This window comes from Legionella moravica DSM 19234 (assembly GCF_000423305.1).
Lineage (GTDB): Bacteria > Pseudomonadota > Gammaproteobacteria > Legionellales > Legionellaceae > Legionella > Legionella moravica.
On the sequence record NZ_KE384002.1, the window covers coordinates 75927 to 101921 of the forward strand.

Sequence of the window (25995 nt, forward strand, 5' to 3'; positions counted from 1 at the left end):
TTAATTTTAAACCTGTGGTCATAGCCATTTTTGAATTGAGTTTTTTATCCAGTTTGACATTTTGAACCACTTAATTAAATAATGACCTAAAATATGAGTAATAGTTGATTTGAAGTTTGTTGAATGAGGTATGCATGAATAAGTCCAGCTCTTTTGTTTTAGGAATAACTTTGTTCACCTTTAGTGTTGCAGGGTATAGTACCCATTGCCCCGATCCCAACACGACCTCTTTAAAATGGGGGGTTCCGCCATCTCCATGGGTAGAAAATCCTTTTTCTTTGAACAGACCCCAAGGTGACGAAAACACTCGTTTCGTAAAAGCAAATATTCTTGTTGCCCGATATGGTCAGGGAGTAACCTGCACTTATAGAAACTCTGTAGGTGATTACTCGATCTGGTGGCAGGTTTTGACAAAAATTCCAGCACGCTCTGATAACAGCTGGATAGATACATTAGGTGGTTATGTCTGTACAGAAGGATTAACTCAATGCCAGTTTTATGTTGCAGACACTTCTGAACGTTAATCTCTATTGATTGATTTGTAATCACTTGAGCCTGTGGCTATACTTAACTTGGATTATCGTATCGGAATCTGAATGAGGGTATACGTCGTGGATGATATAGATGAAGGAAGCCATTTAAACCATAGTGAGCAGGACAGGTCTGATGTTGTGCAACATCGAAAGGATGAACTTTCACCAAAAGATGAGGCGTTTAAAGAACTGGTTCTTCGTAAGCTCATAGATATCAGGGATAAAGAGGTGCAACCTCAATTATATGACAAGGATCGCCCTGAACGAAATCCACACATCCAAAGTGCAAACTTTATCTACGCTTTGATATTTAAGGTTAAAGATGATTTAAAAGCGCCAGGTGATGTGATGAATTTTGTTTTGAATCTGGAAGACCAGTATCCTCTGGCGGCTCCAACAATCACTGAAGTTAAGAAAATGTTGAACTTTTTACTTGTTGAATAATGGCTCAGGAGTTCATTTGTTTTAGTCAGAACAGTAAACAGGGCATATACGTTAAGTACACACCACTGTTCCATTGTGTAAAGCGAATTGTCTGGGATTAAATTCGGTCTTCTGTAATATTAATCATCATTTCCAGGGCTTTTTTGGCATTATCTATAACCCATTGCTGATCATTGACCGGAAGTCTGTTTCGGGTTCCTGTAAATTCGTTAACAACATCTCCTGCTTTAACTTCGTTGTAAGCCATGTTTTTACCCTGGCGCAGCAAATCAACTAAAGCAACCAAATGAGGGGGATCATTGCGTGACATGGTAGCACAACCGCAGCCTATGCCTTTTTCCTCATCCTTTTTAGGTGCTTCTGCCAGATTGACTACTTCGATTCCTAAACCTTTACAATATTGTTTCAGGTTGGCGACCATGTGATTTTCTGTGCCTATGGCATAACGTTTGGTGCCCGATCTGTCATTGACGACATGATCCCAAATAAATGCCGTAGAACCTGAATATTGAGCAACTCGAATGACTGCATTACGACACTCTGGATGCACAATGGTGGTATAGTCTTTTTCCTGCCAGTATTCACACATTTCTGGCTGATAATGTGTATGCACTGCACATTCGCTGGCAAATAAAATCAACTCCGCTTTATCGAATTGATCCAGAGTTTTCTTGTCTTGCTCCGCCAAAGAATAGCGTGCACCTGCAGTTCCACCAGGCCAATAAGCAAGATTATTAATTCCTAACCAATAAGCTACGTTTTCTCCCATATGTTGATCAGGGATAAACAGTATTTTTTTGTTTTGCTTTTGTGCCCATTGGAATATTTTTTTAACGTTAGAACTGGTACACACTGCTCCTCCTTGTGCTCCAGTCATCGCCTTAACTCGACCAGACGTGTTCATATAACATACTGGTATAATGTTTTCAGCGCCATAACGTTCATTTAAATCCATAAACGCGGGTTCAACCATAAAATCTTTGGCAAGCATTTCCATGGTACATCCTGATTTTGGATTGGTAATGTACACCTGCTGTGATTTGTTGGCGAGTATGCTGATGGATTCCGCCATAAAATGGACCGCCGATTCGATGATGACTGATTTTTCTGGATGGTTTGCAGCCATAAGGGCTAACTGATAGGAGTCTCCAATTTTACCGCCGAACTGTTCGATTAATCGAACAATATCCCCACCCATATAATAATGTGCAAGAAGCAGCATTTTATCGCCGAAATGATCCTGAGCTTTCTTAATATAGGGTTTCATCCATTCCAATACTGTGGTCAGTTTACGATCTGGAAGTGCCTGATATTCTTCGGCATAGGGTATGAACTCTTCCTGATACCAATCAATTGGATAATCGCTTTGGCAAATGCTCATATCATTTCGGATGTGCATCAAGGTTGCTTCTGGTTGGTAAATAGTCGAATTTTTAAACATCAAATCTACCTCAAATGTAATTGGGGACAAACATCATGTATTCATCAAGATCGAAATGGATCCCGCAATCAAGTTGCGGGAGGTCGATGTCGAAATTGCCAATAAACTCTAGCCTAAAGAATTATCTACCGGCCCAAGCTTGGCAATGCTTTCCTGAGCTTTTATGTTTTTACCTGGAAAATCTTCTCTAAAGTGGCCTCCCCGCGATTCCCGTCGTGCTAAGGCGGCTCTGACGATTAACTCTGCATTAAGTATTATATTTCTTAACTCGATGAAGTCTCGTGTAATGGAATGCTTCCAGTAATATTCTTCAATAATTTTCTTACGTTTCATTATTAATTGTAGTAGATCCTGAAGACCTGCTTCAGTACGCACTATTCCGGCATAAGAAGTCATTTCACCTCGTAAGCCTCTCCATTGGGCATTAATTTGACTGGCACGTCTGGCGTTGACTTCCCCGGGTGAACTCCAGTTTGGCACTGCATCCATTGGCTTAATTGGGGATGCTATGTCTTTTAGAGTGCATCGTGCCGCGTTTGCACCCATGACCAACGCTTCTAACAAAGAGTTACTTGCCAGCCGATTGGCGCCATGAAGTCCGGTAAACGCTACTTCACCTATAGCATACAATCGTTTCAGGTCAGTACGGCCATCAACGTCGGTTAATACTCCACCACATTGGTAATGGGCTGCAGGAACTACAGGAATCATGTCCTGGCTCATTTCTATGCCTATAGACAATAAAGTCGAGTAAATTTGGGGAAATCGTTTTTTCAGGAACGATTTGCTTTGGTGCGTAATGTCCAGATAAACGTATCCTGCCTGGCTTTGTTCTATTTCACTAAATATTGCTCGGGCAACAACATCTCTGGTGGCAAGTTCCATGTGTTCAGGAGCATACTGCTTCATAAACCGTTCGCCTGTTTCAGGATTTTTGAGTAATGCTCCTTCGCCGCGAACAGCTTCAGAGATTAAAAAGTTATTCAGGGAGTGGTGATGAAGAAGGGTGGGGTGGAATTGATAGAATTCCATATTGCCTACGCGAGCTCCTGCTCTGTATGCCATGGCCACACCATCTCCCGTTGCAACCATAGGATTGGTTGTATAACGGTATGTTTTTCCTGCGCCGCCAGTCGCCAAAATCACGCAATTGGCCAAAAAGGTATGGATGCGATTGTGTTGGCAATCCAGAATGTAAGCGCCTAAAACCTCTCCTTGATTATCGGTTCGGTGTGGAAGGTACTGAGTGATCAAGTTGACTGCTACGTGATGCTCGAAAAAGTCAATTTGTTTGTGTTGTCGCGCTAAATGGTTCAACGTTTGAGTTATTGTTAAACCGGTTTGATCACCGCAGTTGAATATGCGTCTGTGCGAATGTCCGCCTTCTTTCGCCAGATGAAATTCTCCATTTGTGTTCTGTTTGAATTTAACGGCATACTGTCCCAGTTGTTTTATTATGTCCGGTCCCTGACGAATAATAAATTCTACAGCGGGTTGATAACATAACCCATCACCGGCTAGCAGAGTATCGGAAACATGGGATTCGAGTGAATCCTCAGGGGAAAAGGCAGCAGCAATTCCACCTTGTGCATAACGGCTATTGCATTCAATTGATTCTGCCTTGCTGATTAATGCGATTTTTAATTGGGGCTGGATTTCCAATAATTGCAGGCAATAATGTAATCCAGCTAATCCGGTACCTATAACAAGAACATCGTATGTAAAGGCTTGCCCCTGTTGTGATAAGGTATCGTTCATGAAAAGGCCTTAACTAACTGTATCGCCAGACCTGTATAGGATTCTGGAGTCAGACAAGAGAGTTGTGCTTTTGCCTCCTGGGGAATGGACAGATTATTAATAAAATGTTTCAGGCTCTCTGCATCAATACCTTGACCACGTGTCAGTGCTTTTAATTGTTCATAAGCATCCGGCACGTTATAACGTCGCATTACCGTTTGAACTGCCTCAGCCAAAACTTCCCAATTCGAATTTAAATCTTCATCGAGGGCTGTTTTATTAATTTGTAATTTATCGTTACCTTTGGTGATGGAGTAATAGGCGATTAAACTGTAAGAAAAAGCCACGCCTAAATTACGTAACACAGTAGAATCAGATAAATCCCTCTGTAAACGTGATTGGGTCAGTTTATTGGAAAAATGGATGAACAGGGCGTTGGCCAGTCCCAAATTTCCCTCGGCATTTTCAAAATCAATAGGGTTCACTTTATGAGGCATTGTTGAAGAGCCTACTTCAGCGGCAATCGTCTTTTGTTTGAAATAACCCAGAGAAATATAACTCCAGATGTCTTGGGTGTAATCCAGGAGAATATTGTTGATTCGTACCATGATTTGCGATACTTCAGCGATACCATCATGGGGTTCAATCTGGGTCGTGTAGGGATTGAACGATAATCCGAATGAGGTAACGAAATTAGCGCAATGCTTACGCCAGTCAACCTCTGGATAGGCAATGAGGTGAGCATTGTAGTTGCCCACTGCACCATTGAACTTTCCAGGGATCAGCACTTCAGCCAATTGTTGCTGAGGTCTTTTAAGTCGGGCAACGAAATTAACCAGTTCCTTACCCATAGTTGTGGGCGTTGCAGGTTGACCGTGTGTTCTGGACAACATCGCTGCATCACAATGCTGTTTGCCAAGCAAGGTGATGCTGCCCATAATTTCAGCCAGAGTAGGTTGTATAACCTGAGCAATGGCTTGTTTTACCATAAGTGCATAAGCCAGGTTATTAATGTCTTCAGAAGTGCAGGCAAAATGAATGAATCCAACGATGGATTTGAGTTGTTCATGATTCTGAAACTTATCTTTTAAATAGTACTCAATGGCTTTTACATCATGATTTGTTTGCTTTTCTAATTCTTTAATCTTTCCTGCTTCAGCTTCATCAAAATGTTCAATAAGTGCAGCAAGAAATGCTTTTGAGTTCGCGTTTAATGGAGGTACTTCAGTAATTGTCTCATTTGCTGCCAAAGATTCAAGCCAGCGAATTTCAACCATCAAACGAAAATAAGTTAACGCAAATTCACTAAAATAAGGACTTAAGGACCTTGTTTTATTGATATAACGACCATCTATGGGGGAGATTGCGTTTAAAGCTGAAAGTGTCATAGGTAGCCTACCCAAATAAGAAAGCATATATAATATTAGATGCGAGGCAAGATGTGAATTAAAGTGAGAAATTTTATATCATAATTAACACATTTTTGTTCCATGTGCGTATAATAGTCGCAATTTCTAATAAGTTGGTTCCATTTTTATGAAAACTATTATCGAGTCCTACCAGGCTGGGTTATTCCAAAAAAAATATTGGCTACAAAATATTGTTTCTGGATTAATCGTTGGCGTGGTTGCTTTGCCCCTTGCCATGGCGTTTGCCATCGCTTCAGGAGCCAAACCGGAACAAGGTTTGTACACCGCTATAATTGCTGGATTGGTTGTTTCGATAATGGGGGGAAGCCGGTTGCAAATTGCTGGCCCCACTGGCGCATTTATCGTAGTGCTTGCCGGGATTACTGCCAAATACGGAATATCAGGATTGCAAATTGCCACATTAATGGCTGGTTTTATGTTGTTGTTTTTTGGTCTTGCACGCCTGGGCGGCATAATCAAGTTCATACCCAGCCCAGTCATTATAGGCTTTACCTCGGGGATTGCTGTCGTGATTTGGGTAGGGCAGTGGCAATATTTTTTGGGATTACCCCCAACAACCGGTGCACATTTTCATGAAAAATTGTGGTACCTGATCCAATCGTTTCCGCAATTAAACATACCTACCGCACTATTGGGGTTATGTTCATTATTCATGGTTATTTTTTCCAACAGAATCCCCGGATTAAAACGTGTCCCAGGCCCATTGATTGCTTTGGTAGTCGCAACGGTTTTTCAATCTGTATTTCATTTTGAAAGTGTTGCTACCATAGGTACTATGTTTGGCGGGATTCCCCAGGGTTTGCCTACTTTTGAATTACCTTCCATAAATCTGGATCGCATTATTGAACTGGTTGGTCCAGCTTTTACCATTGCCATGCTTGGCGCAATTGAATCTTTACTATCTGCTGTTGTGGCTGATGGTATGTCTGGTACGCAACATAATTCCAATAGAGAGTTGGTTGGGCAAGGATTAGCAAACATCCTGACCCCTTTGTTTGGCGGATTTGCTGCAACTGGTGCGATCGCGCGTACAGCAACCAATATCCGTAATGGCGGAAACAGCCCATTAGCTGGAATAATTCATGCTGTGACGTTAATCTTGATTATTTTATTTTTAGCGCCTTTAGCCGTAAATGTTCCGCTTGCTGCGCTTGCCGCTATTTTATTTGTAGTTGCCTGGAATATGAGCGAAGTTCATCATTTCGTTAAAATCATCAAATTGGCGCCAAGAGCGGATGTGGCGATTTTACTGGTAACTTTCTGCTTAACTGTTTTTGTCGATTTGGTTGTGGCTGTAAATATCGGGGTGATTATTGCCATCCTTTTGTTTATGCGTCAAATGACCTTAGGTGTGGAAGTACAGCAAATGTCACAGGCCGAACTTTCTCAGGAATTGTCACAACAAAACCTGGATGAATTACCTCCTGGCGTGTTGGTGTATGCCATTGAAGGTCCATTTTTCTTTGGGGCGGTAGAAATTTTTCAGAGGGCATTGGCATTCACCCATACAGACCCACGAATCTTGATTATTAGAATGCGATGGGTGCCCTTCATGGATGTCACCGGACTGCAAACTCTGGAGGAAGTGATTGCCGGACTGCACCAACGTGGAGTGCGCGTTCTTTTAAGTGGCGCTAATGATTCAGTTGAGAAAAAATTACGTAAAATAGGAATCCTCGCTATGATTGGTGAATCAAATTTCTTTAAAGATTTTTCCAAGGCTCTCGCTGCGTGCCATACGGATATAACTGGCTCAATAAAACAGGACAAATTTGAGGGTTCGGGTAATAATCCCGAAGTCGGTATAGGGATCTAGAAACGCTAAGACCATCTATTCTATTGATAAGGGCGCTTTCCGCCCTTATTGTTTAGTCATCCATAGATTTGAACTGATGGATTATATTCCCTGCGAGATGCTGGTAGGAATTTAAAGATAAACTGCTTTTTAATTCATTAAAGTTAATGTCGTTTATGGGAATCATTCTGATATTGGCTTCATTGATGCTACGGAAATAGATGGTTTTTGTACCGAGATCAAAAACCATACTCAATTGTGTAGGCGAAGAAGTTCCTGGCGCCTGTGCGACCTGTCCCAAGCTATTGAAGGCATAAGCTATATGTTCTTCATTCGCTACATAACCAGGCAATTTTTTGAGATAATGTGCGGCTCTTACAAAACGTGATTTGGAATCATATCCTCCGGGAAGAGGTTTATTGCCCCCGAACCCTCCATACTCATCAAGAACAGCCAGTGCTGAGGCATAGTCTATATTGGTTAGCACCGGAGGTATTAGATTATCCTGAGTGTGAATGACCAATTCGCCATTTAAATATTCAAGAACGGCGGATTTGCCTTCTGCATCGTTGATCATCAGGTGAAGATTCATACCCACATTACGGTAAGTATTGGGGAGCAATTGATAATTGGAACTGTCATCAAGTACTTCCTGTACATTTTGGAAATTATCCAGAACATACTGTACCCATTCAGACGTGCTTAATGCAGGTTTATCGCTACTGATTGAATAACGAGAAGAACTCAGGATAAGAGCTGAAGCGGTGAGTCCTTTTTCATTCATTCCATCTGCGGCAGGTCCTGATTTAAAGCGGTTTCCACCATGAAACACCACACTTCCGTAACGGCTCTTCCAAATGAGCGGGTGATATTGATGACTGTCAACATTGGAAACCATCAGAGTATCGCGTGGATGAATCACTACGGTACCTTCCCTGTATTTCCAGTCTAAATTGACTGCAACAGTTGCAGGCTTGTTTTTATTAAAAACCAAGGCAGAACAGGCTACGCTTGAAAAGGAGATCGTATTTAAAGATAAGGCAACAGAAATGAGTGCTATACGTTTAAACATGGTAACGTCCTTGTGATAATTGAACTTTTGAATAGGCTTAAGTGCACCTGTTCATCCTGAAAATTTACAGCAATTTATAGTAACGCACAATTAAGCTGTATTGACAATTCCGATTTCAAAATCACATTTTGTACGATTTCAACCGAAGAAGGAGCGGGGCGCGTTATTATTGTTGTCATGGGGCTGTTGACAATTCAAGTTTCGACGTCCCGCGACTTGTTCGCGGGATCCAATTCAATCTTTACAGGCGCAATATATTCTTGTTTTGAGCAAGATCTATCGATTCCGCGAACAAGTCGCGGAAAGTAGGCTTGAATATAATGAAATGTCAACAGCCCCATGTTTATTTGTCTTCAGTTAGAGCAACTTTCAAAGACATTGAAGGTTCTAATTCCAATAGGCTGACAATTTAAGTAGAATGGCTATCATTTTATGAATTTGGGGTTGATATGACGGTTAAACTACATACTATCGATTTGGCGCAACTTGGAATGCGGGACCTGGAGCAAGTAGGCGGTAAAAATTCTTCTCTAGGTGAAATGATCAGTCATTTATCCTCAGCTGGTGTTTCTGTGCCCGGTGGATTTGCAACTACTGCGGATTCTTTTCGGGAATTCTTATCTCGTGATGGCCTTGATAAGAAAATCTATGAACAATTATCTTCCCTGGACACAGATGATGTGTGTCAACTGGCTGAAGTAGGTAAACACATTCGAGAGTTGATAGTAAATACACCCTTTACCCCCGAATTTGAACAAGCTGTTCGTGCATCCTATAACGAGTTGGCCGATCGAATCGGTCATGATGATTTTAGCGTTGCAGTCCGATCCTCAGCGACAGCCGAAGATTTACCCGATGCATCTTTTGCAGGCCAACAGGAAACATTTTTAAATGTTAAAGGGATAGATGCTGTTTTAGATTCGATTAAACATGTTTTTGCGTCACTGTTCAATGACAGAGCTATAGCGTATCGTGTTCATCATAATTTTGCACATAGTGATGTGGCGCTATCGGCCGGGATACAACAAATGATACGCAGTGATATGGCTGTCAGTGGTGTTATGTTCACCATGGATACTGAATCAGGCTTTGATCAGGTTGTCTTTATCACTTCCTCTTACGGGTTAGGGGAAATGGTTGTTCAAGGAGCAGTAAACCCTGATGAGTTTTATGTACACAAACCGGGTATTATTGCAGGACGCCCAGCTGTGATTCGCCGTAATCTGGGCAGTAAAGCATTAAAAATGATTTATTGTGATGATCCCTCTTTGGAGAGACGAGTTAAAACTGTAGAAGTTGATCCGGCAGAGCAATTACTTTTTTCTTTAAATGCTGAAGAAGTTGAGCAATTAGCCCGACAGGCATTAATAATTGAAAAGCATTACGGACGTCCTATGGATATCGAATGGGCCAAGGATGGTAAAGATGGAAAATTGTACATCTTGCAGGCACGTCCTGAAACCGTAAAAAGCAGAGACAGCAAACAGGTTTTGGAGCGTTATACCTTACTGAAAAAAGGGGCCGTCTTGAGTGAAGGCCGCAGCATAGGGCAACGTATTGGTCAGGGCAAGGCAAAAATCATTAAAGACATTAGCGAAATGCATAAGGTGCAGCCCGGGGATGTTCTGGTTTCTGATATGACTGATCCTGATTGGGAGCCGGTGATGAAGCGTGCTTCTGCAATTGTGACCAATCGAGGAGGAAGAACCTGTCATGCGGCTATTATTGCACGTGAATTAGGAATTCCTGCAGTAGTGGGATGTGGGGATGCCACGAAAACCATTACTGACGGAGATGAGGTCACGGTCAGTTGTGCAGAAGGGGATACGGGAATTGTTTATGCTGGTCTCTTACCTTTTGAGCAAGTTCGACTCGATGTAGAAACTATGCCTGAATTACCGATGAAGGTGATGTTGAATGTGGGTAATCCTGATCGGGCATTTGCCTTTCAATCAATACCTAATTCCGGAGTCGGTTTGGCTCGGTTGGAATTTTTGATTTCCAATACAATAGGAATTCATCCCAGGGCTTTACTTGATTTTGACAGCTTGCAGGACAAAGAACTTAAGAAATTTATCTCTGAGAAAACTGTCGCCTATTCCTCACCTGTAGAATATTATATTGAACGGTTAAAAGAAGGGATAGCTACTATAGCTGCAGCGTTCTATCCCAAGCCAGTGATCGTTCGGTTATCTGATTTTAAATCCAATGAGTATGCTAATCTTGTTGGCGGCAAGTTGTATGAACCGCATGAAGAAAATCCAATGTTGGGCTTCAGAGGTGCATCACGCTATGTCTCCTCACAATTTGCCGAGTGCTTCGCTTTGGAATGTAAGGCAGTCAGACGAGTCCGGGAGGACATGGGGTTAACCAATGTTGAGGTCATGATTCCATTTGTAAGAACCGTTTCTGAAGCCAGTGATGTCATTCAGGTTTTAAAGCAACATGGATTAGAGCGTGGTAAACATGGTTTGCGGGTTATTATGATGTGTGAACTGCCATCTAATGCCTTATTGGCCAGTGAATTTTTAGAGCATTTTGATGGTTTTTCAATTGGCTCTAACGATCTGACGCAATTAACTTTAGGGTTGGATAGAGATTCGGGTTTGGTAGCCGGTCAATTTGATGAGCGCAACGATGCAGTCAAAGCGCTGTTGCATATGGCAATTGTTGCTTGTAAAAATGCAGGTAAATATATAGGAATTTGTGGACAGGGCCCCTCAGATCATCAGGATTTTGCTCAATGGCTTATGAAAGAAGGAATAGAGAGTGTCTCTTTAAATCCCGATTCTGTTTTGGAAACCTGTCTGTTTTTGGCTAAACAGTAGAGGCAGTATCTATGTCATCCCCGCATTGGCGGGGAGGCATGAAAAAATGGGGTACGACAATCTTATAAAATTGCAAATTAAGATGTATCAATGGGTGAGATTAAAAATAAGGATAGTTCAAACCTTTTAGGGGCTGTTGACAGTTCATTCTTTTCAGGCCTTTTTTTCGCGACTTGTTCGCGGAACCTCGAAATCTGAATTGTCAACAGACTCTGGTTGAATACGGATATCATCAATTACATGAAAGGGGGCCAGAATTATGCGCAGTTCTAAATGGTGGTTTTTTGCAGTAAGCATCTGCCCGATGATTGCATTTGCCGCAGGCTCTGAAGATCATGCTGATCCAGTAGCCTCAGTTTTGCTCGGTGTAACGTGCATTTTGTTCTTTGCCATCATGGGCAGATATATTGCTCGACTCTTTCATCAACCCGGAGTACTTGGTGAATTATTGATGGGTGTTATTGTAGGGAATGTGAGTTATTTTTTTGGCAACCAACTCATTGTTATTCTGCGAGAGGGCTCTTCAATTTTTAATGTAATGAAGGAAGTTTTAAATGGGGTTTCTATCGGACAAGCTGTCAGTTCAGTGATACCGAATCCATTTTATGCGCAGCAAATCACGCAGGCATTAAGCGGTGCTGAGGGAACGGAGTATCTTAAAATAGCCTACATAGTGGATATTTTTTCTCGCCTCGGTGTTATTTTTCTCTTGTTTATGGTCGGATTGGAAAGTTCCCTGGAGGAACTAAAGCATACTGGAAAAGAATCCATTTTAGTTGCTCTTATTGGGGTTCTGGCACCAATGATTTTGGGATTTCTGGCTGCTTATTTTTTAATACCCGCGTCACATGCTCAGGCAGATTTATTTATCGCAGCAACGTTGAGCGCGACCAGTATTGGTATCACCGCGAGAGTGCTCAAAGAAATGAATAAGCTTCGCACACGAGAAGCACGAACAATTCTTGGCGCTGCCATGTTGGATGATATTTTAGGATTGATTTTATTGGCCGTGGTTAGTAGCGTGGTAATTAGTAATGCTGTTGATTTTGGAGTGGTAGTACGAATTATTATATCTTCTCTACTGTTCTTTGCTGGTACTTTGGTCTTAGGGCCAATATTTTTACGTAAATCAGTTCATTTATTGCGTCGTCTTGAGCCCTGGGAATCAAAGCTGTTTATATCGTTCATTTTTGTGATGGCTCTTTCCTGGTTGGCTTCGTTTGTGCACTTGGCCGCTATTATTGGTGCTTTCGCAGCAGGAGTAATTATTCACGATGATTATTTTAAAACACAAGAATCCCATCAATCAGAGAATCGAAGCATTCATCATTTAATTTCTCCACTAGAGTCCATTTTGGCCCCTATGTTTTTTATGGTGATAGGTCTTCAGGTAAAATTAGAAACATTCTGCAGCTGGAACGTCATTATTTTATCCAGCGGTTTGATTCTTGCTGCAATCATTGGAAAATTACTCAGTGGATTAGGTGCGAATCGTAAAGATGACCGCCTGTTGATTGGTATTGGCATGCTGCCCCGTGGTGAGGTAGGACTGGTGTTTGCGTCCATTGGACGAACATTAGGCGTGATTTCTGATGAATTGTTTTCATCAATCGTGTTGATGGTTTTAGTAACTACTTTTATTGCGCCTCCCTTATTAAAAGCGCGATTTGCTAACAAGAACAAGGAACTAAAGGTTTGAAAATAGATTCGTTACAGGTAGCCTCCGATGTAAAGCGTGCTTTACTTGAGGATATAGGAACAGGTGATGTAACAGCAGCGCTGTTGCCTTCTCACCTTATCGTTGAAGCAGAGATTATTTCCAGAGAACCGATGTTAGTCTGCGGGCAACCCTGGGTTAATGAGGTTTTTGCTCAGATTGACGATAAAATTGAGATTGAATGGCTGGTTTCCGAAGGTGATTGGTTAGCCGCGCCTGCTTCTTTGTGCATTCTTCACGGTACTGCGAGCAGTATTTTAACTGCGGAGCGTACGGCATTAAATTTTTTGCAGACTCTTTCTGCCACAGCAACACAAACTCATCATTATGTAGAGAAACTTCGCGGAACTAAGACGCGATTGCTGGACACTCGTAAAACGATACCAGGCCTAAGATTGGCTCAGAAATATGCGGTTCATTGTGGTGGTGGAGTAAATCATCGTATGGGACTCTACGATGCCTTTTTAATCAAAGAAAATCATATCAAAGCGTGTGGGACTATAGCTCAAGCGATAAACCTGGCCAGAAAAACGAACAAACATTTATTAGTTGAGATTGAAGTGGAAACGCTCGACGAATTGCGTGAGGCTTTTGATGCTCATCCCGACAGGATACTGTTGGATAATTTTAGTCTGGAGATGCTTGTCCAGGCGGTACAAATGAATCAGCCTAAGTACTGTGAGTTAGAAGCTTCAGGTGGGATCAATAGTGATAATATTGCTGAAGTAGCACGCTGCGGTGTAGATTTTATTTCTGTTGGGGCTATCACCAAATCAGTCAACGCAATTGACTTAAGTTTATTAGTTAGGGAAGTATTATGAGCCAGAGTATTGTATTTACTGGAGGAGGCACAGCCGGACATGTCACTCCCAATATGGCATTAATTAAAGAATTTAAAGCAGAAGGATGGGAAATCAATTACATCGGTTCTGATGAGGGTATTGAAAAGGGAATGATCAAGAATCTGGGAATCCCTTTTCATGCGGTAAGTAGTGGAAAATTGCGTCGTTACTTTAGTCTGAAAAATGTGCTTGATCCTTTTAAAATAGTGATTGGAATTATTCAATCGTTTTGCTTGTTTCACAAATTAAAACCGGATGTAGTGTTTTCTAAAGGTGGGTTTGTTGCCTTTCCGGTAGTTATCGGTGCCTGGTTAAATAGAATTCCTGTGGTAGCCCATGAATCAGATATGACTCCAGGATTGGCTAATCGACTTTCTTTTCCGTTTGTGAATAAAATTTGCCTCACCTTTGATGCCGGTAAAAAGCACTTCAAAAATCAGGACAAGATTGAAGTAACTGGCACTCCGATTCGTGAACAATTATTTGCTGGCTCCAGGGCGAAAGGTCTGGAGTTGTGTGGTTTTAATAGCGAAAAGCCGTGTTTGCTGTTTATTGGGGGTAGTTTAGGCGCTGGATCTATCAATCAGAGTGTGAGGGCTTCTCTTGGGCAATTAACCCAACGATTTCAAGTCATTCATTTATGCGGCAAGGGGAAAATAGATCCTGCCTTGAATGAGATTGAAGGTTATTGTCAGTTTGAATATGCCAATGAAGAGCTTGCAGATTTGTTTGCGGCTGCTTCAGTTGTCATTTCCCGAGCAGGGGCAAATTCTTTATATGAAATACTTGCTTTAGGAAAACCGCATATCCTCATTCCAATATCTGCAACGGTGAGTCGAGGTGATCAGATACAAAATGCGCGTTATTTTCAGGGATTGGGTATCAGTGTAGTGATTCAGGATCACGCTTTGAATGCAGAAACGTTATTAGCTGCTCTCCAGGAAGTGACCAATAAGGCTAGTGATATTGATGATAAAATCAAAGCATTAAAAATTGAGTCTGCTACAGATAAAATTGTAGGAATAATCAAGGAGCAAGCACATGTTCAATCCCCAAGAACTGTATGATTATGTCAGTAAGCAATGGCAGGAAGAAATAATACCCAGTTTATGTGACTATATTAAAATTCCTAATAAATCACCTCACTTTGATTCCCTGTGGCAAGAACATGGTTATATGGATAAAGCCGTTGCTCATATCGCTCAGTGGTGTACCGCTCATGCGCCCAAAGGAATGAAACTGGACATTTTGCGATTGGAGAATAGAACTCCTTTAATTTTTATAGAGATCCCAGGCCAGATAGATGAAACCGTTTTACTTTATGGTCATTTGGACAAGCAACCGGAAATGTCTGGATGGCATGAGGACTTGGGCCCATGGAAACCTGTACTGAAAAATGGTCTTCTTTATGGGAGAGGGGGTGCTGATGATGGTTATTCTGCTTATGCCTCATTAACCGCGATTCGAGCTTTGGAAGAACAGAATATTCCTTATCCTCGCTGTGTATTGATTATTGAAGCTTGTGAGGAAAGCGGCAGTTACGATTTGCCTTATTACATTGAGCTGTTAAAAGAACGGATTGGCAAACCTTCTCTGGTTATCTGTCTTGATTCGGGTGCAGGTAATTACGAACAACTTTGGATGACTACTTCTTTGCGGGGAAATGTTGTTGGCGAGTTGACGGTTGAACTGATCAATGAAGGAGTACATTCTGGTAATGCCAGTGGTATTGTTGCCGACAGTTTTAGAGTAGCACGACAATTAATCAGTCGAATTGAAGATGAAACAACAGGTGAAATTAAACTCCCACAATTATATTGCGATATTCCTGCAGAGCGAATCAATCAGGCCAAAGATTGTGCACTGGTGCTTGGTAATCAGGTGTATACTGAATTTCCCTGGCATGATGAGGTGCAACCGGTCAGGCTTGAACAACCTGAATTAATCCTGAATCGAACCTGGCGACCTGCATTGACAGTAACGGGTGCAGACGGTTTTCCTGCTATAGCAGATGCTGGGAATGTCATGCGCTCTAAAACCGCGCTAAAACTATCCATGCGCCTGCCTCCGTTGGTCAATCCCAAAGAAGCATCCCAGGTTTTGCTGGAAACTTTAACGGTAAATCCACCGTATAATGCCAAAGTCAGTTTTCGGGTCGATGATGGGTCTAAGGGATGGAATGCTCCATCGCTTTCTGATTGGTTAGCTGAATCGGCTGATGAAGCTTCATTGACTTATTATGGTAAACCCGCTGCATACATGGGAGAGGGTGGCACTATTCCCTTTATGGGGATGCTTGGGGAGCAATTTCCAAATGCCCAATTTATGATTACCGGTGTATTGGGTCCTCACTCTAATGCTCATGGCCCTAATGAATTTCTTCATCTGGATATGGTTAAGAAATTGACATCATGCGTCTCATATGTTCTTTACAGTTTTTCTCAACAAAAATAATTAAAAATGTTCTCGACACTTAAATAAAATATTGGGATACTTTGCAGCGGCTCTGGAACGAGCCGCTTAGTCCAACAATTAGGAGAACATTATGAAAGCAAGATTCATTGCTATGTTATTGTCATTATTCGTTGTAACCCTTCCTGCTCAAGCAGATACAGTTCCTAAAAAACAACCAGAGCACCATGCTCCTTCAGCAAGCAAAATAGATCTGAATCATGCAGATCTGGCTGCGCTTACCGGTTCCTTTAAAGGTATTGGAAAGAAACGTGCTGAAGCAATCATTGCTTACAGAGACAGCCATAAGGGGTTTAAATCCATTGAAGAACTCGCTGAAGTTAAAGGCTTTGGGCAACGTTTCATGAATACTAATCGTGATAAATTAAAAGAAGTTTTTGTTATCAATTAAGTGCTTGGGGCAAGCCCCAGGATCCTTGGCATTTAGGATTAAATGTTTTGGATACTCGGGGCTTGAAATTATTATGCCATTTCCTGAGCGGTAAGAGGATTACTAAATGCAGGCACAGAGTCGAGTTAAGAAGATTTCTCACTGCAAACAGGATGACGTGCTCCAATGATATGGAGCATCCAATTCAGTTGAGGATGATTGTGCCGAACCGGATGAGGCATTCTTTCATGACTGGATCACTGATAAAATGGAAAAGCCCCCAGAGACCTGACTCAACTTGATTTTTGCAACGTTGTCTTAACCTCAAAATTTACGCAATTATTTAAATTTCTTACAATTCAACTGTCGATTTTTACTCAAATATAGGATAAAGTAGCATCCAAAAAGAAGAACGGGATCTTACTGCATATGTTCAGAAAATTAAGGGGGGTGTTCTCTAACGATTTGTCAATCGATTTAGGAACAGCAAATACATTGATTTATGTTCGGGATAAGGGCATTGTACTTAACGAGCCTTCCGTGGTTGCCTTGCGTAATGAATCAGGCCAAAAGCGAGTAGCTGCCGTAGGTATTGAAGCAAAACGCATGTTAGGAAGAACTCCCGGTAACATAAACGCCATTCGGCCGATGAAAGACGGTGTCATTGCGGATTTTTTTGTCACTGAGAAAATGCTCCAGCATTTCATCCACAAAGTTCATGAAAATAAATTTCTCAGACCAAGCCCAAGAGTTCTTGTTTGTGTTCCTTGTGGTTCTACTCAGGTTGAGCGGCGAGCGATTCGTGAATCAGCTATGGGTGCCGGAGCACGGGAAGTGTTTCTTATTGAAGAACCTATGGCTGCTGCTCTGGGTTCCGGAATGCCAGTTGAAGAAGCTAGCGGATCCATGGTTGTAGATATTGGTGGTGGAACTACTGAAGTGGCCATTATCTCCCTGAGCGGTATTGTGTATCATCAATCCGTACGGATAGGCGGTGACAAATTTGATGACGCTATTGTCTCTTATGTTCGTCGTAATTACGGTACGTTGATTGGTGAAACGACAGCAGAGCGCATTAAACATGAAATCGGTTCTGCATTTCCAAGTCGTGATTTGTTTGAGATTGAAGTGCGTGGAAGAAATCTCGCTGAAGGAGTCCCACGTAGTTTTACTTTGACAAGTGCAGAAATTCTCGAGGCATTACAAGAACCTTTATCAGGAATAGTAGGTGCGGTTCGAGCAGCATTAGAGCTGGCTCCACCAGAGTTGGCAGCGGATATAGCTGAACGTGGTATGGTTTTAACCGGGGGTGGTGCCTTGTTGAAAAACATAGACACTTTACTGATGGAAGAAACAGGGTTACCTGTATTAATTGCTGAAGATCCATTGACCTGTGTAGCACGTGGTGGTGGTAAAGCTTTAGAAACCATGGATTTGCGCGGCGGTGATTTCCTCTCAACAGAATAGCAAACACAGTAGATTATTTATTAAGGGCGGGCACAGTTCTATTGGATTTGTGTTGGCCCTTGTTTTTTCTATTTTTATGATGATTTCTGATTATCATTATCATTACCTGGATAATGTTCGAAGTGGTTTTTCTTTAGTTGTTTCTCCTTTACAGTATGCTGTTGATTACCCGGTTCGGGTTGTTGGCTGGGTCCAATCTTTAGTCAGTGCCAAAAAAGCATTAATCGATGAAAACATGCAGTTACGTTATCAGCAAACCATGCTGGAAGCTGAGTTGCAAAAATTATTAGTGATCCAGAAGGAAAACTCACAATTAAAAGAATTATTATTGACCTCGTCCCAGGCTGATATGCGGGCTATGGCCGCACAAATTCTTGCAGTCGATACCAGCAATTCTCGGCAAATAGTGGTTTTAAACAAGGGAAAGCGAGATGGGGTTTATTCTGGGCAACCGGTGCTTGATGCAAAAGGCGTCATGGGGCAGGTAATCGATGTAGGGCCAATGACCAGTACGGTATTATTAATATCCGATTCCAAGAGTGCAGTACCGGTAAGAAATAATCGAACTGGTGAGCGGGCGATACTCGTTGGTAATAACAGTATTGATCAATTGTCTCTAATTAATCTACCGAAAATATCATCCATTCATCCTGGTGATGTTTTGGTGACATCGGGTTTAGGGCGACGATATCCGGAAGGGTATCCAGTGGGGCGTGTTGAGCGGGTCAATAGTATTCCTGGTGAAGATTTTGTAAAAGTAATGGTAAGTCCTGTTGCTCTGCTGAATCGTAATCGTTTGGTACTTTTAATTTGGCCCGATCTGGAGCAAGAAGAATTAACTTCTCAAATCAATGAGCGATTGAATGCTGAGGAATCTGTCTGATGAAGAATCTTTATCTGCGATTAGGGGTAGGATTTCTTGGGGCTTTGGTATTATCGATTTTGCCAATTCCTGATTTTTTGTCTGCTTTTCGTCCGCCCTGGGTTTTGTTATTAGTTTTGTACATTGAGTATTATTTGCCTGGGAACTTCAGGTTGACCACTCTATTATTTACGGGTCTTTTATTGGATGTGCTTCTTTCTACAGTAATCGGAGAACATTCATTTGCATTACTGTTGGTGACCTGGATTGCTTCCAGCAAATCAAGACGATTTCAATTTTTCTCCATGATACAGCAAATATGCCTTATAGGATTCTTTTGCCTTTTATATCAATCCGTCATTTCGTTTATCGATGCGATGTTAGGTTTTCACTACAGCCTGCTTATGCCGCTTGCAAGTGCGGTATTGGGAATGTTTTTTTGGCCCTGGATCAGATTATTGGGCGATGGATCATTATTAAGCCGATTGGCTTATCGATGATTGGCACTTTGATCTGGTTGAGTTTTTATTCGATTCATAACGCGCATCTTGCGAGACTTTCCCGTTTCATTCAGCATTTACGTCAAAGCTTCTCATTTTTGAATGAGTGTATATTCACCGGGTTGTAAATCTCCTAAATGCCAGTCACCTATCCGATGCCTTACCAATCTTAATGTAGGGAAGCCAATGGCGGCAGTCATTTTTCGAATTTGATGATTTTTACCCTCTTTCAGGATGATTTCAATCCAGCTGGTCGGAATGCTTTTTCGTTCTCGTATTGGCGGGTTTCGTGGCCAAAGCAGAGGTTCAGCAATCTGACGAACCTGAGCGGGTAAAAATCTACATTCTTTAATGGTTAATCCTTCTCGCAATGGTTTTAAATCATCATCGCTAGGAATACCTTCTACTTGTACCCAGTAATACTTGTTTTTTTCAAATTTGGGATGGGTCAATCGATGTTGAAGAGCGCCATCGTTAGTTAATAAAAGCAAGCCTTCGCTGTTTTTATCTAATCGTCCTGCCGCATAAAAATCTGGAACCTTGATATATGCTGCCAAGGTCTGTTCATATAGTTCCCCTGTAAACTGCGTTACAACACCATAGGGTTTATTGAAGAGAATGATTGGAGGCATAGAGTCATAATGATTAAAAATGGTCAGGATGGTAATGTTAGATTTATTCTTCATCCCAGGCAACTGCTCAATGTATGATTTAAATCAATTCATGGCCGCTATTTGATTGTTTTTTCATTTTCATCACTATACAATGGTGTAAATTTACTCTTAATGGTGAAATTTGTTCATGAAATGGATACTGCTTGCTTTATTGGTTTTAGCGCAAACGGGATGTGCGATTAATCATAAAGTGATGGTTGGGGATGAACGTGTTGTCATCCAGCAAACTGTTGGTAAGGGCAAAAAAACCTACGTACACGTACATCACAATGAACAAACCGCTTTGAAAGCAGCGAAAAGAGTCATCCGTAAAGACAATGGCAGTTTGATTACCTTAGTCCACTCAGGTGGGCGAAATATCGTTTTTCATTTAAACAACAAACGCTATGAATTTGATCCCAATAGAATTTATACGGATAATGGAATCAAAAAAACATTGGCTCAGTACAGTTCCTATTCACCAGAAGCTCATAGAGAAGTTAAAAAGCTGGCAAATAAAATTAAAGAATTGTTGCCCAATGGCAAAATTATTGCCGTACATAATAATTCTTCATATTCTTTAAAAGACTACTTACCGGGCCATCAATTGGCTAAAGATGCCAAAGCGGTACATATGAGTGCTGATAATTATTTCAGAAACTTTTATTTAGTAACCAAATTCAGTGATTATATTCGCTTAAAACTCCAGGGATTTAATGGAATATTACAAAAGCCTTCTGCTACAGATGATGGATCATTATCTGTATATTTGGCTAAAAGCGAGTATATTAATGTTGAAGCGGGTTATGATCAGCTGTATGAACAAATAAAAATGCTGGAGTATGCATAATGCGAGCATTGGATTTTGGGTGGAACGATCAGAATCACCCCACAGGAGGTTAACTTTATAATGGCTCATACACTCTATTCATAAATAAATTGTGATTTTATTTTTGTTTGTGAATTAGGGCCAATATAGAGTTCAAACGCTCCAGGTTCAGATGCATAATTCAGACGTGCATTATAAAAACGAAGCATCGGTTCAGTGATAGTGAAGATAACGCGTTTGGACTCTCCTTTTTTCAAAAATATTTTTTTAAAGCCCTTGAGTACTCGTTCCGGTTGTGTTGATGATGCTATTTTGTCATGGAGGTATAGTTGTACGATTTCGTGACCATCATACGCTCCGTTATTTGTAACAATAATTGACGCAGTAATTGGCGTATTTTTGTGTAATGTCGATCTGTTTAATTGCAGATCATGATATTGAAACCTGGTGTAACTCAAGCCATAACCGAAGGGATATCTTGGTAGATTGGATTCATCAATGTACTTGCTCTTATATTTTTCAGCGAATTGTTGGCTGTGCTGACGGTAAGGCCGTCCAGTAGGTTTGGCATTATAATAGATCGGGATTTGGCCAACATGACGGGGAAAGGTCATGGTTAATTTACCTGATGGATTGTAGCGTCCAAATAAAACATCAGAAACAGCTGTACCTGCTTGGCTGCCACCGTACCAGGCTTCTACAATAGCATCGACATGACGATGCGGCCATTCAATGGTTAAAGGTCGTCCATTCATTAATACCAGTACGATGGGTTTATTGAGCTTTTTGAGGGCTTTTAATAATTTTAACTGATTGGGTAATAGCCCAATTCGGGTACGACTGGCAGCTTCACCGCTCATTCCAAAAGGCTCCCCTAAAACAGCGACCAGAACATCACTTTGATTGGCAACAGATAATGCTTCGTTTAATAATTTTTGAGGATCATCATTTTGTATGGTACCGCCATGTTGGTTCAAATAGGCTACCAACTCCTTATTATCAGAAAAATTACAGCCTTTTGCATAAAGAATATCAGCTGCGTACTGATTTTTTTTCAAAGCTTGCCACAGGCTCGTCGCCTCTTCAGGTCGGCCAATGGCTCGCCATTCTCCGAGCTGTTGATTTGCATCTTTTACGAATGGGCCGATAAAGGCTATTTTTTGTTTGGGATTAAGTGGGAGTACCTTGTTGGTATTTTTTAATAAAACAATACTTTCAAGAGCCGCCTCAAGAGCTAAAATTTGATGCTCCTTTTTATCATAGGCTAGTTGATCCATTTGATGATAGGGATGTTCAAACAAACCTAAATCCCATTTCACGCTGAGTACTCTTTTTACTGCTTCATTTATTTGTTCTATTGTAATTTGTTTGTCGTTCAATAAAGCAGGTAATTGATTGACATACATCTCTCCAACCATGTCCATATCTGTGGTTGCATTCATGGCCAAACGAGTTACTTCTTTGGCATCACCTACACCATGATCCATCATTTCATTGATGGCAGTGTAATCGGTAACCAGCAGGCCATCAAATTGGTATGTATCACGTAATAGTTCTTTCATTAACCAGTAATTGCCCGTTGCCGGGATGCCATTGATTTCATTAAAGGAGGTCATCACACTTCTGGCTTTAGCTTTAATGGCTGCGACGTATGGCGGCAAATAGTCGTTATGCATTCGCGCCTGGCTCATATCAACAGTGTTGTAATCACGGCCTGCTTCAGCTCCTCCATAGAGGGCAAAATGTTTGACACAAGCCATAATTGATGAAGGTTGGGATAAATCAGTTCCTTGATAGCCTGTAACCATTGCTTGCCCTATTTTTGATGCCAGGAAGGGGTCTTCTCCAGCAGATTCCATCACTCTGCCCCAGCGCGGATCTCTCACAATATCGACCATGGGACTAAAGGTCCAATGAAGCCCATCTTGTGCTGCTTCAATTGCTGATGCATGGGCTAGCTTCTGGATCAGATCCGGGTTCCAGCTTGAAGCTTGGGCTAGCGGAGTGGGGAAGATGGTGCGATAACCATGAATCACATCAAAACCAAATAACAGGGGTATTTTTAAGCGTGATTTTTTTATTGCTAGGTCCTGCAACTCTTTGACAACTTTTGGGGAATAAGCATTCATCAGAGCACCGACTTGGCCCTTTTTGATTTTAGAATCGATTTCCTGATTGCTGACCGGTCCGGTTTCGGTTAATCCGACGGTTAGTAAATTCAATTGGCCAATTTTTTCAGCCGTAGTCATGCGTGCTAACAGCGTCTCAATGAATGCTTCTTTGGGCTCGTCTGGCTGGGCATGTGCTAATGAGACCATACCGCATAGCGCCAAACAACAGAGTTTATAGTGGGTCATATCAATTGATCCTGGGTGAATGAAACCCAATATTTTTTAGTCCTCGCTGCACATCAGGATGAGACATAAATAACCGCCAGAGCAATTGCGTCCGGTAGTTTTCAATCATTACAATTATTGGTCCCTGATCAATGGCCAAAGACCCTTCAGCTACCCAACCGGTTGTTGGATTGTAGGCATCTTTAAATCCCAGAGTACTCCATAAGTTGGGATGGTTGATGAAGCATTTTAGTGCCTTCATGGATTCATTCGGCGTATAGGGAAACGATGAAAGTGCTGCTGTGGGTGTTAAAACGCCAACGTCCTGAGTCGGGGATTGAGCACCATAGCCATTATCGATATCGGACGCAGTCAATCCCCAACAGCTGTCACTATATCCCTGATAACCTTTGGGATTATCCGCACAATAAGCATGATTGATTTTAGTGTGAGCGACAGCTTGATCATAATAGTTAATTGTTCCATCGGTTAATCCATTAGGATCAAGACCAAGGAAAGAATAATGTGACCAGAATAAGGGGCCGCCAAAAGGTACTCCTAGCGGCAATTTCACCCCATAATATTCATTTCCATTATAATAAGTTGGCGAATTTTTATAACAATTTTCATAAACTTCTTTGGAAATTGGATGGGTCGGTGAACTTGCGGCTAATACATAGGTAATCAAGGTTTCATCCCATCCCCGAATTTTATGGTTCATATGCCATTCATAATTTGGTGACCAATGCCAATAGAGAGTGTCATTTGTACCATTTGTATGCCAATTCCAGTTTGCATTCCGCCATAATCTATCAATGGTTTGCCGTAATTCCTGTTCTTTAGGAGTGTTACGGTCAAAATATTGATGAACAGTTAATAAGCCTTGAAATAAAAATGCCGATTCAACCAGATCGCTTCCATCATCATACTGCCAAAGAGCAAATGTTTTACCGGTGTCTCCATTCATCCAATGGGGAAATAATCCATGAAACTTATCTGCCTGAGTATCCAGAAAGCGAACTGCTTTAAGCAGATGATCAACTCCTTGTTCTCTGCTAATAAAATTCCGTTCAACAGCAACAATGGTTGCCATAAAGCCAAATCCTGAACCACCGGTGGTGATAGTGACCCCTGGATCATAATCAGGATAGGTTTGATTACTCCGTTCTCGCGCCATACCGCTTGATGGGTGAGCAAAATCATAAAAATAATGATAAGTCTGTTTTTGCACTTGAGTCAGTAATTGATCTTCTGTTTTTGTGAAAGCGAAACTTGCTTGAGTGATGCAAAATAATAAAAATAAACTGATTATTGCGTTCATGTAAATTGATAATTCCCTTTAAGTTAGATGGATGCCACGTTATTCAGAACTTCATTGGTTGCTCAATTTCATTTTAAAATGAATTGACAATAGACCAAACCAGTTATTTTAAAACATATGTTCTGATGAGATGAACCTGGGTTATTACTTAAGTGATAGCAGTATTAACTGAACGTAGACTCCTATCTGGACTTACATTTGGATAACCCCATATTCGCTAGCATCTATTCTGGCTGTAAGCAGTGAAGCATCACATAAATAAATGATGTTTTCAACATGCTTATCAATTAGAGAGTGTTGACAAGTGGTCTCGAAATCTTCTAGCCCATTCGTTTTTTGGTATCCCCGAGAATGTACAACATGTCTATCGCAACAGTAGCCCCTACGAGTGCTGTGGTTTGAGCCACGTCATATGGTGGAGATACCTCGACAACATCGCCTCCAATCATGTTCAATCCAACCAGACCCCATAAAATTTCACGTTGCATTGCGGATGACAGCCCTCCTGGCATGGGTGTTCCTGTACCGGGTGTAAATGCCGGATCCATGCAATCTACATCAAGGCTGATATAGCATTTTTGGGTGCCTACTACTGTTCTTATCATGTCTACTACTTGTTTAACTCCCATCTCGAAACATTGATTGGCGGTGATGACATGTAATTTTGGGGTTTCAGGTACACTGGTACGTATTCCTATCTGAATGGATTTTTCAGGATCGATTAATCCTTCTTTGACGGCATAGTAAAACATACTTCCATGAGTCAGGTGCGGCATGTGAACAGTATCTGTATGAGCATCAAAGTGAATAAGCGATAAAGGCCCGTGTTGGTGAGCGAGCGCTTTTATTGCTGGATAGGCAACCAGATGATCTCCACCTAATCCCAGAGTAAGAATACCGTGTGAGCTCAGCTCTTTAACCGTTGCTTCTGCGTTTTGCAGCATGTTTTCAGTTTGGCCCGGAAAAAAGCCAATGTCACCAAAATCGATAATTTTGAATTCATGATCAATGCGATAGGTATGCGGCCAACATGTACCCAATATACTTAAGTAACATGAAAGATCGCGAATACTTCGCGGCCCGAAACGGGCTCCTGATCGATTAAATGTACTGAGATCAAAAGGAATACCATATACCGCAAGATCAACGCCTTTCAGGTTACGGGTATATTCTGCCCGTAAAAAGGTAGGTATGCCCTCGTAAGGAACTGACTTTGTAAGAACAGGTTTCTGTGGTTCTGCATCAAAATCTGACATGATGTGCATACTCCATGTAATGTAAATTAGTACGGATTCCAATGGCGACAACTAAAAAAGAATTATGTTCATTATAGTTTAATTTTGTAC

21 protein-coding genes are annotated in these 25995 nt (G+C 41.4%); 13 read left to right on the forward strand and 8 right to left on the reverse strand.

Going from position 1 to position 25995, the window contains the following annotated elements:
• Positions 1-134 precede the first annotated feature (134 nt).
• Complete coding sequence (locus G543_RS0114130; RefSeq protein WP_028385093.1) at positions 135-524, forward strand: DUF3757 domain-containing protein; 390 nt, start codon at positions 135-137, stop codon at positions 522-524.
• Positions 525-596: 72 nt separating this feature from the next.
• Positions 597-977: a hypothetical protein gene (locus G543_RS0114135; protein WP_133141336.1), complete on the forward strand. Its 381-nt coding sequence runs from the start codon at positions 597-599 to the stop codon at positions 975-977.
• A 97-nt stretch (positions 978-1074) separates the two neighbouring features.
• Here the strand turns inward: G543_RS0114135 and nadA are convergent, their stop codons facing one another.
• From nadA to purB, 3 genes are all read right to left on the reverse strand, one after another.
• A complete protein-coding gene (gene nadA, locus G543_RS0114140) occupies positions 1075-2418 on the reverse strand; it encodes a quinolinate synthase NadA (protein ID WP_028385095.1) in 1344 nt (447 codons plus the stop codon).
• A gap of 108 nt (positions 2419-2526) precedes the next feature.
• A complete protein-coding gene (gene nadB / locus G543_RS0114145; RefSeq protein WP_028385096.1) occupies positions 2527-4176 on the reverse strand; it encodes an L-aspartate oxidase in 1650 nt (549 codons plus the stop codon).
• Complete coding sequence (gene purB / locus G543_RS0114150) at positions 4173-5543, reverse strand: adenylosuccinate lyase (RefSeq protein ID WP_028385097.1); 1371 nt, start codon at positions 5541-5543, stop codon at positions 4173-4175. Before purB ends, nadB begins: the two co-directional genes overlap by 4 nt.
• Before the next feature lie 148 nt (positions 5544-5691).
• Between purB and G543_RS18080 the strand changes: the two genes are divergently transcribed.
• Positions 5692-7401, forward strand: a complete 1710-nt coding sequence (locus G543_RS18080) for a SulP family inorganic anion transporter (RefSeq protein ID WP_081675689.1) — start codon at positions 5692-5694, stop codon at positions 7399-7401.
• Positions 7402-7453: 52 nt separating this feature from the next.
• Here G543_RS18080 and G543_RS0114160 read toward each other — a convergent pair whose 3' ends face one another.
• Positions 7454-8452 (reverse strand): linear amide C-N hydrolase, encoded by a 999-nt coding sequence (locus G543_RS0114160; protein WP_028385098.1) that lies wholly within the window; start codon positions 8450-8452, stop codon positions 7454-7456.
• Between the two features lie 449 nt (positions 8453-8901).
• Between G543_RS0114160 and ppsA the strand changes: the two genes are divergently transcribed.
• The 9 genes from ppsA to mreD all read left to right on the forward strand — a co-directional run bounded on the left by ppsA (position 8902) and on the right by mreD (position 19510).
• Positions 8902-11280, forward strand: a complete 2379-nt coding sequence (gene ppsA, locus G543_RS0114165) for a phosphoenolpyruvate synthase (RefSeq protein WP_028385099.1) — start codon at positions 8902-8904, stop codon at positions 11278-11280.
• 259 nt (positions 11281-11539) lie between these two features.
• Entirely contained in the window at positions 11540-12979 is a 1440-nt protein-coding gene (locus tag G543_RS0114170; protein WP_028385100.1) for a cation:proton antiporter, read from the forward strand.
• Between the two features lie 2 nt (positions 12980-12981).
• Positions 12982-13818, forward strand: coding sequence for a carboxylating nicotinate-nucleotide diphosphorylase (gene nadC / locus G543_RS0114175; protein ID WP_028385101.1), 837 nt, complete (start codon positions 12982-12984; stop codon positions 13816-13818).
• Positions 13815-14906: an undecaprenyldiphospho-muramoylpentapeptide beta-N-acetylglucosaminyltransferase gene (locus tag G543_RS0114180; protein ID WP_028385102.1), complete on the forward strand. Its 1092-nt coding sequence runs from the start codon at positions 13815-13817 to the stop codon at positions 14904-14906. Before nadC ends, G543_RS0114180 begins: the two co-directional genes overlap by 4 nt.
• On the forward strand, positions 14881-16293 hold the full coding sequence (locus G543_RS0114185; protein ID WP_028385103.1) for a M20 family metallopeptidase: 1413 nt from the start codon (positions 14881-14883) through the stop codon (positions 16291-16293). Before G543_RS0114180 ends, G543_RS0114185 begins: the two co-directional genes overlap by 26 nt.
• A gap of 91 nt (positions 16294-16384) precedes the next feature.
• Positions 16385-16702, forward strand: a complete 318-nt coding sequence (locus G543_RS0114190; RefSeq protein WP_028385104.1) for a ComEA family DNA-binding protein — start codon at positions 16385-16387, stop codon at positions 16700-16702.
• A 408-nt stretch (positions 16703-17110) separates the two neighbouring features.
• On the forward strand, positions 17111-18148 hold the full coding sequence (locus G543_RS0114195; protein ID WP_018577556.1) for a rod shape-determining protein: 1038 nt from the start codon (positions 17111-17113) through the stop codon (positions 18146-18148).
• A complete protein-coding gene (mreC, locus tag G543_RS0114200) occupies positions 18126-19031 on the forward strand; it encodes a rod shape-determining protein MreC (protein ID WP_028385105.1) in 906 nt (301 codons plus the stop codon). The genes G543_RS0114195 and mreC overlap by 23 nt, the downstream gene beginning before the upstream one ends.
• Positions 19031-19510 (forward strand): rod shape-determining protein MreD, encoded by a 480-nt coding sequence (mreD, locus tag G543_RS0114205; protein ID WP_028385106.1) that lies wholly within the window; start codon positions 19031-19033, stop codon positions 19508-19510. Before mreC ends, mreD begins: the two co-directional genes overlap by 1 nt.
• Positions 19511-19602: 92 nt before the next feature.
• On the opposite strand, the gene G543_RS0114210 is transcribed toward mreD, so the two are convergent.
• Positions 19603-20142 (reverse strand): pseudouridine synthase, encoded by a 540-nt coding sequence (locus G543_RS0114210; protein WP_028385107.1) that lies wholly within the window; start codon positions 20140-20142, stop codon positions 19603-19605.
• 169 nt (positions 20143-20311) lie between these two features.
• Here G543_RS0114210 and G543_RS0114215 point away from each other — a divergent pair, with 169 nt between their 5' ends.
• Positions 20312-21013, forward strand: coding sequence for a hypothetical protein (locus tag G543_RS0114215; RefSeq protein WP_028385108.1), 702 nt, complete (start codon positions 20312-20314; stop codon positions 21011-21013).
• Positions 21014-21087: 74 nt separating this feature from the next.
• Here G543_RS0114215 and bglX read toward each other — a convergent pair whose 3' ends face one another.
• From bglX to speB, 3 genes are all read right to left on the reverse strand, one after another.
• Positions 21088-23349 carry a beta-glucosidase BglX gene (gene bglX / locus G543_RS0114220; protein ID WP_035922429.1) on the reverse strand — a complete coding sequence of 754 codons (2262 nt, stop codon included), beginning with the start codon at positions 23347-23349 and terminating at the stop codon, positions 21088-21090.
• 1 nt (position 23350) lies between these two features.
• Entirely contained in the window at positions 23351-24649 is a 1299-nt protein-coding gene (locus G543_RS0114225; RefSeq protein ID WP_028385110.1) for a glucoamylase family protein, read from the reverse strand.
• 320 nt (positions 24650-24969) lie between these two features.
• Positions 24970-25905, reverse strand: a complete 936-nt coding sequence (gene speB, locus G543_RS0114230; protein WP_051190732.1) for an agmatinase — start codon at positions 25903-25905, stop codon at positions 24970-24972.
• Between the last annotated feature and the right edge of the window lie 90 nt (positions 25906-25995).

What these genes read in the sequence shown, in the direction of transcription:
- G543_RS0114130 (WP_028385093.1), top strand. Translation starts at nt 135, where the DNA reads ATGAATAAGTCCAGCTCTTTTGTTTTAGGAATAACTTTGTTCACCTTT.
- G543_RS0114135 (WP_133141336.1), top strand. Translation starts at nt 597, where the DNA reads ATGAGGGTATACGTCGTGGATGATATAGATGAAGGAAGCCATTTAAAC.
- nadA (WP_028385095.1), bottom strand. Translation starts at nt 2,418, where the DNA reads ATGTTTAAAAATTCGACTATTTACCAACCAGAAGCAACCTTGATGCAC.
- nadB (WP_028385096.1), bottom strand. Translation starts at nt 4,176, where the DNA reads ATGAACGATACCTTATCACAACAGGGGCAAGCCTTTACATACGATGTT.
- purB (WP_028385097.1), bottom strand. Translation starts at nt 5,543, where the DNA reads ATGACACTTTCAGCTTTAAACGCAATCTCCCCCATAGATGGTCGTTAT.
- G543_RS18080 (WP_081675689.1), top strand. Translation starts at nt 5,692, where the DNA reads ATGAAAACTATTATCGAGTCCTACCAGGCTGGGTTATTCCAAAAAAAA.
- G543_RS0114160 (WP_028385098.1), bottom strand. Translation starts at nt 8,452, where the DNA reads ATGTTTAAACGTATAGCACTCATTTCTGTTGCCTTATCTTTAAATACG.
- ppsA (WP_028385099.1), top strand. Translation starts at nt 8,902, where the DNA reads ATGACGGTTAAACTACATACTATCGATTTGGCGCAACTTGGAATGCGG.
- G543_RS0114170 (WP_028385100.1), top strand. Translation starts at nt 11,540, where the DNA reads ATGCGCAGTTCTAAATGGTGGTTTTTTGCAGTAAGCATCTGCCCGATG.
- G543_RS0114180 (WP_028385102.1), top strand. Translation starts at nt 13,815, where the DNA reads ATGAGCCAGAGTATTGTATTTACTGGAGGAGGCACAGCCGGACATGTC.
- G543_RS0114185 (WP_028385103.1), top strand. Translation starts at nt 14,881, where the DNA reads ATGTTCAATCCCCAAGAACTGTATGATTATGTCAGTAAGCAATGGCAG.
- G543_RS0114190 (WP_028385104.1), top strand. Translation starts at nt 16,385, where the DNA reads ATGAAAGCAAGATTCATTGCTATGTTATTGTCATTATTCGTTGTAACC.
- G543_RS0114195 (WP_018577556.1), top strand. Translation starts at nt 17,111, where the DNA reads ATGTTCAGAAAATTAAGGGGGGTGTTCTCTAACGATTTGTCAATCGAT.
- mreD (WP_028385106.1), top strand. Translation starts at nt 19,031, where the DNA reads ATGAAGAATCTTTATCTGCGATTAGGGGTAGGATTTCTTGGGGCTTTG.
- G543_RS0114210 (WP_028385107.1), bottom strand. Translation starts at nt 20,142, where the DNA reads ATGCCTCCAATCATTCTCTTCAATAAACCCTATGGTGTTGTAACGCAG.
- G543_RS0114215 (WP_028385108.1), top strand. Translation starts at nt 20,312, where the DNA reads ATGAAATGGATACTGCTTGCTTTATTGGTTTTAGCGCAAACGGGATGT.
- bglX (WP_035922429.1), bottom strand. Translation starts at nt 23,349, where the DNA reads ATGACCCACTATAAACTCTGTTGTTTGGCGCTATGCGGTATGGTCTCA.
- G543_RS0114225 (WP_028385110.1), bottom strand. Translation starts at nt 24,649, where the DNA reads ATGAACGCAATAATCAGTTTATTTTTATTATTTTGCATCACTCAAGCA.
- speB (WP_051190732.1), bottom strand. Translation starts at nt 25,905, where the DNA reads ATGTCAGATTTTGATGCAGAACCACAGAAACCTGTTCTTACAAAGTCA.